The 10,052-nt window shown below is 66.7% G+C and carries 8 protein-coding genes; 4 read left to right on the top strand and 4 right to left on the bottom strand.

All coding sequences use genetic code 11. The features are described from left to right. The 3 genes from ACAH41_RS02580 to ACAH41_RS02570 all read left to right on the top strand — a co-directional run. On the top strand, positions 1-519 hold a 519-nt coding region (locus tag ACAH41_RS02580), incomplete at its 5' end, for an oxidoreductase (protein WP_370538152.1). A gap of 171 nt (positions 520-690) precedes the next feature. After that, positions 691-975 carry an AbrB/MazE/SpoVT family DNA-binding domain-containing protein gene (locus ACAH41_RS02575; protein WP_325649113.1) on the top strand — a complete coding sequence of 95 codons (285 nt, stop codon included), beginning with the start codon at positions 691-693 and terminating at the stop codon, positions 973-975. Continuing rightward, positions 972-1,388 carry a PIN domain-containing protein gene (locus tag ACAH41_RS02570; RefSeq protein ID WP_325649114.1) on the top strand — a complete coding sequence of 139 codons (417 nt, stop codon included), beginning with the start codon at positions 972-974 and terminating at the stop codon, positions 1,386-1,388. Before ACAH41_RS02575 ends, ACAH41_RS02570 begins: the two co-directional genes overlap by 4 nt. A 314-nt stretch (positions 1,389-1,702) precedes the next feature. Here ACAH41_RS02570 and ACAH41_RS02565 read toward each other — a convergent pair whose 3' ends face one another. Beyond that, positions 1,703-3,532, bottom strand: a complete 1,830-nt coding sequence (locus tag ACAH41_RS02565; protein ID WP_325649116.1) for a DUF262 domain-containing HNH endonuclease family protein — start codon at positions 3,530-3,532, stop codon at positions 1,703-1,705. Positions 3,533-3,583: 51 nt separating this feature from the next. Then, on the bottom strand, positions 3,584-3,763 hold the full coding sequence (locus ACAH41_RS02560; RefSeq protein WP_325649118.1) for a hypothetical protein: 180 nt from the start codon (positions 3,761-3,763) through the stop codon (positions 3,584-3,586). Between the two features lie 253 nt (positions 3,764-4,016). On the opposite strand from ACAH41_RS02560, the gene ACAH41_RS02555 reads away from it, so the two are divergent. After that, positions 4,017-4,496, top strand: coding sequence for a VOC family protein (locus ACAH41_RS02555; protein WP_325649120.1), 480 nt, complete (start codon positions 4,017-4,019; stop codon positions 4,494-4,496). A gap of 16 nt (positions 4,497-4,512) precedes the next feature. On the opposite strand, the gene ACAH41_RS02550 is transcribed toward ACAH41_RS02555, so the two are convergent. Continuing rightward, the gene (locus tag ACAH41_RS02550) at positions 4,513-5,475 is read right to left on the bottom strand and encodes a cation diffusion facilitator family transporter (protein WP_325649122.1); all 963 of its coding nucleotides are present in this window, start codon (positions 5,473-5,475) and stop codon (positions 4,513-4,515) included. 110 nt (positions 5,476-5,585) lie between these two features. Then, positions 5,586-9,953, bottom strand: a complete 4,368-nt coding sequence (locus ACAH41_RS02545; protein ID WP_325649124.1) for a DEAD/DEAH box helicase — start codon at positions 9,951-9,953, stop codon at positions 5,586-5,588. Between the last annotated feature and the right edge of the window lie 99 nt (positions 9,954-10,052).

The following is a 10,052-nucleotide window of genomic DNA, read 5'->3' as shown; positions in this document are numbered from 1 at the left end:
GTGCTCGACGTGGTCAATCTCCGCAGTATGTTCGACGCGCTTCGCCCGGCCGAGGGATCGCTCGAAGCGCCAGTCACTGTCCTGGCCGATCTCCAGCGGCAGGGCCTGGTGCGCCACATCGGGCTGAGCAACGTCAACGCGGCGCAGATCGCGGAAGCTCGCCGAATTTGCGAAATCGTCTGCGTGCAGAACTATTACAATGTGGCGCATCGCGACGACGACGACCTGATCGACGACCTTGCCCGCGACGGCATCGCCTATGTGCCGTTCTTCCCGCTCGGCGGCTTCACGCCGCTTCAGTCTTCGACGCTATCGGATGTGGCAGAGCGCCTTGGCGCCACGCCAATGCAGGTCGCGCTCGCTTGGCTGCTTCGGCGCGCGCCCAACATCTTGCTCATCCCCGGCACCTCGTCCGTCACGCACTTGCGCGAGAACCTGGCGGCGGCTGAGCTGCAGCTGCCGGCCGAGGCGGTGGCGCGGCTGGAAACGATTGCGGCCGGCGCCGCGCCGGCACACTGAGCTGCAGGCCGCCGTTCGCCCTGGCTTGTTGAACGGGACAAGCCTGTCGAATGCTTTCATCGAGGTACGCGCCAGCTCTCTTCGACAAGCCAACATCCTGCGCGCGGCAGGGTTGTTGGCGATGGGGTGTATGTATATCATGTACATACATCGACTCATGAGGAGCAGACCATGGCCAAGCAGGCGCGCGTGTTCATGACGGGCGGGAGCCAGGCCATCCGCCTACCGGCCGAGTTCCGGTTTGCCGGGGATGTGGTCTACGTGCGCCGCAATGCCGATGGTGATGTGGTGCTCTCCGATCAGCCACGCGAGCCCTACGCGGCGTTCATGGCGGCGCGGGCGGAGCTTGGCGCGGTGCCCGAGGGCTTCCTGTCGCAGGCGGAGCGGGCACAGGGAAGGGCGGCTCGCGATCCATTCGCCGGCATGGACGACGAGCCGGCCGGTGAGGGCGCATGACGCTGTACATGCTCGACACCAATGCGGTGAGCGCCGTCATGCGCGGTTCTGCCGCGATGGACGCGAAGCTGCAGGACCTGGACCGCTCTGCCTGGTGCATCTCGGCCATCACACACGCCGAAATCTGCTTCGGCCTGGCCTTGCGGCCGGAGGCCGCCAAGCTGGCGCGTGCGGCGCAACTCTTCTTTGCGGCGACGACCACGGCCCCCTGGGACCAAGTTGCCGCCGAGGCCCATGGCCGCCTGCGCGCGCAACTGCGCCTGGCCGGCACGCCCATTGGCGACTTCGACGAAATGATCGCAGCGCACGCCCTGGCGATGGGCGCAATGCTGGTCAGCGACAACGAGCGGCACTTTGCGCGCGTGGCGGGGCTGACCGTGGTCAATTGGCGTCGCGGCGGCTCTGCCGGGTAGTGCACGGTACGAGGACGCGCCTGCTGAGGCACCCTGGCTCGCCGCAGCCCGCTTGCCCCGCCCGCGCACCGGCACCTTGCGCCCGGCTTTCCGCCAGCCGCCGCAGCAACTCACTCGCCGGCTCGTCATCCGGATCCTGCGGCACCAATTCCTCCCGAAACGCCTTGGCCAACAAAGCCGGCGTGAGCCGCCCCGCCGCAGTTTCCGCAGCCTTCAACCTGGCTTCCAGCCGATTAGCGAATCGGCGCATCACGAGCCCTCGGTGCCGCCGGGGCGATAGCAGAAAATCCAGTCAGGCTGGCGTTGATGTGCTTCTATGCGTCGAGGCGGCGACCACCCAGGGTCCATGTGTCCATCGCCAATTCCAATAGAAGCCCCTGGCGTTGTTGGATCGCTTGCGCATCCCAGGTTACAAAGTTGAAGCCGTAGCTGGGCTTGAGGCGGTTCACCGCTGTGCGCACACCAATCGAAAAGTTGTGATCCAGCAGTTGGGTGCTCAGCAAGCCGGACTTGACGTATTCCTTCTGCTTCTCGGCGAACCAGGGGCCGTTCAGGTCATTGTGTTTTGCCACAGCTTGATTGATCGTGCTCTCAAGCAGGGTGACATTCCCCAGACGGTAGACATGGTTGTCGTATTCGCCTCGCGCCAGACCCCAGTGGAGCGGGATCAACCCATTTCGAGGGGTCTGGGGCAGGATGTGCTCGATTTGCAACCCATCGATGAACCGCAGTCCCTTCTGCGGGGTGTTGCATTGGGCAAGCAAGGTGTTTTCCATGCGGCCTAGCACGTAGCGCAAGCGGTACAACGGGTCGTAGTCGGAATCTCGCAATGCCAGGAAGCGCTGACGGAACTCTTCCAGCTTGCCCTGAAGGTAGGGGCGCAGCGTGGCATCCACTACTGTCGCAATGGCGGCTTCGTCTTTGAGTCCACGAAGGTTGGCGGCCCATTGGGAGAAGAGCCGTTCGTTGTTTTTGGCCTGAATGCCAAGGGTGATGCTGTAGAAGAACACGCTTTCGATCTGCGCGGCCAGGTAGTTAATGGTGCTGGCCGGACAGGCATGATCTAGCGCCAGCAACAGGATGAGGTGCTGGCGAGACTTGACCTTGTTGATGAAGCCGATGCGTGTGACGGCCGGGTACTCGCCACCATCATTGAGCAACTCGGTGGCCTGGACCAGCGCGGCGTATCGGCGGCATCCGCGCTCCAACTCTGCGGCGAACTTCAAGGGCTGCAGTTCATATCCCAACGCCCGCTTGCCTTCCGCGGAGATGATCCACTTGTAGATATCATCTTCACGGAGGATGCCCTGGTGGTAGCGCGCCATGAGGAAGTAGCGCAAGAACCGCAGTGGGCTATCGCCCTCACCCGCGAGTTTCAGGTGTGCAGTGATCTCCTGCCAGCGCTGCTTGATCTGCGCGAATTCGGATTCCTTGGCCTCTCGAAACAGCAGGTTCTTCACCAAGTCCATCGCGTTGAGCCCAGCGCCGCGCTGGTTGATGGTTTCAAATATCTTGAGCGCGCTGCTGAGGTTTTCGGATTCGATGATCACCAAGTCGATCTTAGTGAGGAAGTATTGTGCGTACTCCGTCAGCGCCTGAAGGCCGGTGGCAAGGTATTGCTCCAGGTGACTTCGTATGCGCTCATACGCCTGTCGCATCTTCTGGATAGAAGCGGTCTCGTCGGTAGTGTCCAGTTGGCCCTGGATGAGTTTCGACAGGAAATCACGGCTTTCTTCGTACTGCAGTTCGAGCCGAACCTGAACCTCATTGGTTTCCATGTCAAAGCCGGACAGCCAGCTCTCAATGGTCTGGAAGTAGTGGGTCTGCATGGCATCGAGCGCCTGCCCCTTCGCCTGCCCCTTCAGCAGATCGCGAAACGCACACACCGTCAGCACTGTGGTGGTGAGGCGCTGCTGGCCATCGATGACGTCGTATTTCCCATCGTCGTTCCTGACGATGATGATGGAACCCAGGAAGTAGCTGCTTTGACTTTTGGCGCCTGGCTCGAACTCGTTGGCAATGTCACCGAGGAACTGCTCCACTTGGTCGTCCACTTTCCAGACGTATTCACGCTGATAGTCAGGAACGAGGAAGTAGTAGTCCTTGAGCTTGGAGATGTTGTGAACCTGTGCTTTGACTTCCATGAGGGATCTTGTCTATTGCGTCTGTGATGAAGAGGGCTTGCGAAGTGGCGTTCAAGCCACCTGGGCCCACAAGGATTCGGTCAGCTTTGCGATCACTTCTTCGAGCTTCCCGCCAAGCAGCTGGTCGAGTTGCTTCGCACCGCCGTCCTGAGCGAAGGCGCGATTGACGAACTCGGCGTTCATCCACCGCGTGGACCAGTTGGCCAGAAAGTCAAAGTTGCCGCTGCTCAACTCAGACGCTCCCCAAATTTCTTCTGGTGTGCCGCAGGCTCACGGCGGCAGTCGTCGACAGTATCGCCCTGCAACGGACGCGCTGTTGCTCGTGCGATGGCCACGCGCCGACCGATGCCATCGGGCATCCTCAAACTTGAGGTCAGCCATCCGTTCCCGCCAACAAGGACCATGAGCGCATCCGGGGCGATGGCCTTGGCGGCCCGCAGCCAGCGACATACTGTTCGCCTCAACCCTGCAGGAGACACCCGACATGGTCAGCAAGAACACCATCTGCCTCTGGTACGACGGCACGGCCCTTGATGCAGCGACCTTCTACGCCGAAACCTTTCCCGACAGCAAAGTCACTGCGGTGCACCACGCGCCGGGTGACTATCCCGCCGGCAAGCAGGGCAATGTGCTCACGGTCGAATTCACCGTGGCGGGCATTCCCTGCCTGGGCCTGAACGGCGGGCCGGCGTTCAAGCAGACCGAGGCGTTTTCGTTCCAGATCGCGACCGATGACCAGGCGGAGACGGACCGCCTCTGGAACGCCATCGTTTCCAATGGCGGCCAAGAAAGCGCCTGCGGCTGGTGCAAGGACAAGTGGGGCCTGTCGTGGCAGATCACGCCGCGCGTGCTGATGGACGCGATCACCGGCCCGGATCCGGCAGCGGCCAAACGAGCCTTCGACGCGATGATGACCATGGGCAAGATCGACATCGCGGCGATCGAGAAGGCCCGGCGCGGCTGATGCGCGCCAGCGCCGTTCAGCGTGCAGGCGAGGGCGCTGTCGCGGCGTGGTCCAGGTCCGGGCGGCGCCAGGGGTCCACGTGGGTCATCAGGTTCAGCACGCGGTGGCGTTGCAGCACGCGCTGCCGGGCAACGACTGCGATGTCGTGGCCGGCTTCGACGCTGAGGGTCGCGTCCACCTCAAGGTGTGCGTCGACCACGATCATGTCGCCCATCTTGCGGGTGCGGATGTCGTGCACGTTTTTCACGCCGGGCGTGTCGGCCAGCGTCTGCCGGATCGCGCTGACTTCCTGCTCGTCCACTGCGCGGTCTGTCAGGTCGTGCAGCGCGTCCCAGGCGAAGCTCCAGCCCATCTTGGCGACCATGAAGCCGACGATGAGCGCGGCGATGGGGTCCAGGATCGGGTAGCCGGCCAGGTTGCCGGCAATGCCGATGCCAACCACCAGCGAGGACGCCGCGTCTGAGCGGGCATGCCAGGCGTTGGCCACCAGCATGCTGGATTTGACCCGCTTGGCGACCGAGAGCATGTAGCGGAACAGCAGCTCCTTCGCCACCAGCGCGCCGCCTGCCACCCACAGCGCGACCACATGGACCTGCTGCACCAGTTCAGGCTGCTCAAGCTTGCGGAAGGCTGACCACAGCATGCCAACACCGACGCCCAGCAGCAGCGCACCCAGCACCAGCGAGGCCGCGGTCTCGAAGCGCTGGTGGCCATACGGGTGGTCTTCGTCGGCGTCCTTCTGGGCATGGTGGCCGGCCAGCAGCACCACGAAGTCGGCCACCAGGTCTGACAGCGAATGGATGCCGTCTGCCACCAGGCCCTGGGACTTGGCCAGGATGCCGACGGTCACCTGCATGCTGGTGAGCACCAGGTTGACCCCCACGCTGACCCAGGTGCTGCGGGCGCCTGCGGCAGCGCGTTCAGCAGGCGTGTGCTGCTGGTCTTCGGGATCGTCGGCGAAGTCTTGTTTGAAGTTCATTTCAGCGCATGGCCGGCGTGTGGGCGGGGATCTTGCCAGGGCGCGGCGAGCGCCCATTCGACACCAGCGTACCAGTCGTTGCTGGATGCAACGCAAGGCGGCGGGTGGGCTCAGCCCGGCAGCGCGGCAGGCGAGGCGCCGAGCCAGCTGCGTGCGCCCGGCTCCGTCAACAAGGTGCGCGTGGCGAGCTGCTTTTCCTCGGCTGGCATGTCCACCAGCAGCGCCACTTCGCCGGCGACCAGCGTGGCGACCGGCAGGCCGTTGCGGTAGAGCACACGGTTGCCGGCGGTGCGCGGCAGCTTGGGGCCGGGCAGCACGGTGCCGAGCAGGTTGGCGGGGTCCGTTGCGGCGAGGCAGACGAGCGTGTTGCCGGGGGGCTGGCGACGCACTTCGCGCATGCGGGCCACGGCCTCGGGCAGTGCGAACTGTTCGCCCGAGACGCCGGCGATGAAACGGCCGCCGCGCAGCTCGCCGCGCGCTTCCAGCCGGCGGCAGACCCGCACCAGGTCGCGCCACGGCGGCAGCCATGCGGGTTCGCGCTCCAGCAGGCGCCAGGCGATGACGCCGTAGCGGCGCAGCAGCGTCTTGACGACGTGTTCGAGGTCTTCGGCGACGGGCCTGTCTGAAGCGGCCTGCGCGCGGACCAGCGACCAGCGGCCGGCGTCTTCAATGCCGAACAGCGGGCGGCGCGGGGCGTGATGGCGCGAGCGGCTGCTGGCGTGGGCGGACGGGCGCTTGGACGCCGGCACCATCAGCGCGCGCAGGCCGGCGAAGCTGTCGCAGCTGGCGCGGCCACGCACCACGAGTTCGGCCAGCGCGTCTTCCAGCTCGCTCTGCAGCAGGCGGGTGCCTTGCTGCATTTCGTCGAAGAACGAGGCGCCGTGCGTGGCGAGGTGGTCCGCCAGGCGCTGGGCGCGGGAACCGAGCGCGGCGTCTTCGGTCGGTGCTGGGGCGATGCGCGCCCACTGCGCGGCGCTGCGTCGCGGCAGCAGCAGGATGGGCGTGCTGCGCAGCGAGCCGCTGACGCTGCCGCCTTTGCCGCCGTTCGTGGCCGTGGGGCGCAGGCGGGTCCAGGTGGTGCGGCCGGCCGTGCAAAGCTCGTCCAGCCAGGAGCTGCTGTAGTCCCGCACGCGGGCCGGCAGGATCTCGGCTTCCCATTGGCCGGCCGGCGCTTCGTAGCCTTCGAGCTGGGCCAGCATGGCCGGCAGCGCCTCGGCACCTTCGACCTGGTGGCCGGAGCCGACCTGCTGCCAGTCGAACAGGAAACGCACGAAGTCCCGCGGCTCGACCGGTTCGATCTCCTGGCGCAGGCGCTTCAAGGTGTAGCGGTGGATGCGGGCCAGCAAGTGGCGCTCGCACCATTCCATTTCGGTGGCGCCGGGCGTGAAGCGGCCCTGCATCACCGAGCCTTCGCTCTGCAGCCGCAGCAGTGCAGCTTCGACCTCGCCGGGCGGCAGTTGCAGGCTGGCTGCCAAGGTGGCTTGCGTGACCGGGCCCAGGCCGCCCAAGCGGGCGCGCAGCAGTTCGCGCAGAACGTCTTCCCGCGGGCCGGTGTTGGCGTATTCAGGTAGCGCTTTCAGCGGTGGATGCAGCGCGGCTTCGGGGTACAGCGCCTGCGCCTCGGCCAGCCGTTCGGCGGCTGTCCACGAACCATTGGACAGGCGAGTGGCGCGGCTGGCGCGGGCCAGCGCGGCGAGCCAGCCGCTCCAGCCGAGGTTGGTTGCGGCCTCGGCGTCGGTCAGCAGGCCGAGCGCGCTGAGGGCCTCGTGCATTTCGTCGGCGTCGCGGGCGCGGGGCCAGGCTTCGTCGCGCACGGCTTCTATCGCTTCGGGGGACAGGCGGCCCAGGTCGTCGGCGCTTTCGGGGTCGGTGTAGCGACGGTTCTGCACGGCTTGCGTGCGGCGCTCTTCCAGCGGCGCGTCGTCCAGGAAGGCGTAGGGCTTGGCGTTCAGCGCTTCGGCGGCCAGCGGCGAAGGGCCGGTCAGGTCGCGGGCAATGACTTCCAGCTCGCCGGCTTCGAGTTGGCGCAGCACGGCCAGCCAGCCTTCGGCATCCATCGCTTCGTGCAGGCAGTCATCCAGCGTCTGGGCGACGAGGGGATGGTCCGGGATCTCGCGTTCGCCGACGATGTTTTCCAGGCAGGCGACCTGGTCCGGGAACACGGCAGCCAGCAGGTCTTCGGACTTCATGCGCTGCAGTTGCGGCGCCACCTTGCGGCCCCCCTGCATGCGCGGCAGGGCCAACGCGGTGGTGGCGTTCCAGCGCCAGCGCACGCCGAACAGCGGCGCGTCCAGCAGCGCCTGCGTGAGCACATGCAGGGCGGTCTTGCTGTTCAGGTAGCGGGCGACTTCTTCGAGCGGGAAGCTGTGGCTGGTGGACAGCGACAGCACAATGGCGTCTTCCGTCGCCGCGGCCTGCAGCTCGAAGTTGAACTGGCGGCAAAAGCGCTTGCGCAGCGCCAGGCCCCAGGCGCGGTTGAGCCGGCTGCCGCGCGGCGAATGGATCAGCAGCTGCATGCCGCCGCTCTCGTCGAAGAAGCGCTCCAGCACCACGCGCTGCTGCGTGGGCAGCACGCCGAGCGCGGCCAGGCTGCGGCCCAGGTAGTCCACCAGCTGGCGCGCGGCGGCATCGTCCAGCGCCAGCGTGTCGCGCGCCCAGGCAACCGCTTCTTCCGGCGTGCCAGCCAGCCATTGGCGCTCGAAGTCCGCCCGCAGGCGGGAGACGGCAAACGAGAGTTCGGCCGTGCGGCCGGGCGCTTCGCCGAGCCAGAACGGGATGTTGGGCGCGGCGCCCTGCGCGTCTTCCACCCGCACCACGCCGGGCTGCACACGCAGGATGCGGTAGCTGGTGTTGCCGAGCTGGAACACGTCGCCGGCAATGCTCTCGACCGCGAAGTCTTCGTTGACGCTGCCGATCTTGTCGGCCTGCGGTTCCAGCACCACGGTGTAGTCGCCGGACTCGGGGATGGTGCCGCCGGAGGTGAGGGCGGTCATGCGCGCACCCTTGCGCTCGCGCAGCTGGTGGTGCACGGCGTCGCGGTGCACGTAGCCGGCGCGCGGGCCCTGGCGGGTGCTGAAGCCTTCGGAGACCATGCGCACGACTTCGTTGAAGCGCTCGCGCGTCAGTTCGCGGTAGGGCCAGGCGCGGCGCACCAGGTCGAACAGCGCGTCTTCATGCCATTCCTGGCAGGCCACCTCGGCAATGATTTGCTGGGCCAGCACGTCCAGCGGCGCGGGCAGCACATGCAGCGCGTCCAGCTCGCCGCGGTTCACGGCATCCAGCAGCGCGGCGCATTCGACCAGTTCGTCCCGCGACTGCGGGAACAGCCGCGCCTTGGGCACGCCGCCCACGTGGTGGCCTGAACGGCCGGCGCGTTGCAGGAAGGTGGCGATGGCGCGCGGCGAGCCAAGCTGGCAGACCAGGTCCACGTCGCCAATGTCCAGCCCCAGCTCCAGCGAGGCGGTGGCCACCAGCACCTGCAGCTCGCCGGCCTTCAGGCGCTGCTCGGCCAGCAGCCGCGCTTCTTTCGACAGGCTGCCGTGGTGCGCGGCCACCGCCTCGCGGCCCAGGCGCTCGCCCAGGTGGCGCGCGGCGCGCTCCGCCATGCGCCGGGTGTTGACAAAAACAAGGGTCGTGCGGTGCGTGGCGACGAGTTGCTGGATGCGGTCGTAGACCTGGTCCCACTGGTCGGTGGACATGACCACGCTGAGCGGCGTGGGCGGCAGCTCCAGCGCCAGGTCACGCTGGCGGGTGTAGCCGATGTCGACGACTTCGCAGGGCTTGCCGCCGGTGAGGAATCGCGCGACCTCGTCAATCGGCTTTTGCGTGGCGGACAGGCCGACCCGAACCAGCGGCGCATTGCACAGCGCCTGCAGCCGCTCCAGCGTCAGCGCGAGGTGGCTGCCGCGTTTGCTGGCGGCCAGCGCGTGGATTTCGTCGACGATCACGGTGCGCACCGTGGCCAGCAGCTTGCGGCCCGAGGCCGAACCCATCAGCACGTAAAGCGATTCCGGCGTGGTGACGAACACATGCGGCGGCCGGCGCAGCGCCTGCTGGCGCTCGGCCGCAGGGGTGTCGCCAGTGCGCACGGCGGTGCGGATGTTCACGTCCGGCAGGCCGAGCTTTGCCAGTTGCTGGCGGATGCCGGCCAGCGGCGCTTCCAGGTTCAACCGGATGTCGTTCGACAGCGCCTTCAATGGCGAAACATAGACGACGGCGCATTCGTCGGGCAGGCCGTTGTGGGCAAGGCCCCGGCGCACCAGCGCGTCCAGCGCGGCGAGGAAGGCGGTGAGCGTCTTGCCGGAGCCGGTAGGCGCGGCCACCAGCGTGTGCTGCCCACGCTGGATGGCCGGCCACGCGGCGGCCTGCGCGGGGGTGGGCGCAGGGAAGGTCTGGTCGAACCAGGCCTGGACGGCGGGGTGGAAGTCGTGGCGTGTGGTCACAGCACCGGTGAGCAAGGTGGGGGCCAAGCTTGCCACGTCGGGGCCAGGGTTGCGAAATCAAGGCAAGCGGCGGGCCGGCGCCGAAAGGTCATTTTTTTACATTTGAGGGGCTTCAGAAAGGACTTCAGTCGGTCG

The sequence above is a fragment of the Ideonella sp. genome, assembly GCF_041287625.1.
Taxonomy (GTDB): Bacteria; Pseudomonadota; Gammaproteobacteria; order Burkholderiales; family Burkholderiaceae_C; genus Ideonella.
This window is presented reverse-complemented; position numbering and strand designations above follow the sequence as displayed.

What these genes read in the sequence shown, in the direction of transcription:
- ACAH41_RS02550 (WP_325649122.1), bottom strand. Translation starts at nt 5,475, where the DNA reads ATGAACTTCAAACAAGACTTCGCCGACGATCCCGAAGACCAGCAGCAC.
- ACAH41_RS02565 (WP_325649116.1), bottom strand. Translation starts at nt 3,532, where the DNA reads ATGGAAGTCAAAGCACAGGTTCACAACATCTCCAAGCTCAAGGACTAC.
- ACAH41_RS02555 (WP_325649120.1), top strand. Translation starts at nt 4,017, where the DNA reads ATGGTCAGCAAGAACACCATCTGCCTCTGGTACGACGGCACGGCCCTT.
- ACAH41_RS02575 (WP_325649113.1), top strand. Translation starts at nt 691, where the DNA reads ATGGCCAAGCAGGCGCGCGTGTTCATGACGGGCGGGAGCCAGGCCATC.
- ACAH41_RS02570 (WP_325649114.1), top strand. Translation starts at nt 972, where the DNA reads ATGACGCTGTACATGCTCGACACCAATGCGGTGAGCGCCGTCATGCGC.